At 46.2% G+C, this 249-nt stretch carries 1 protein-coding gene; it reads left to right on the plus strand.

Annotation, left to right across the window (positions count from 1 at the left end; translation table 11 throughout):
* Positions 1 to 249, plus strand: a 249-nt coding sequence (locus AX662_RS04450; protein ID WP_156430690.1) for a hypothetical protein, incomplete at both ends; no start/stop codon positions are given.

A 249-nucleotide genomic window follows, 5' to 3' on the forward strand; every position in this document is an offset into this window, starting at 1 on the left:
CCAAAGCTTCTGCGACTTACACACCAACTGTGACACCAGTAACTCCAACAGCAACTCCTGCTAAATCTGAAGCACCTCAAGGTGTGGTTCAAACTGGAACAGTCACCTTCACTGAAGGTGACCCAGTTGCACCAATTGATAAGGATACCATTACTCTTCTTGATGAAAATGGTCAGCCAGCTGCTTCAGTAGATGCGAAATCACCAGCAGGTGACGTGATCGGTACCTTCACTGTTGATAAAGAAACAG

Source organism: Streptococcus sp. CCH5-D3 (assembly GCF_001556435.1).
GTDB lineage: Bacteria > Bacillota > Bacilli > Lactobacillales > Streptococcaceae > Streptococcus.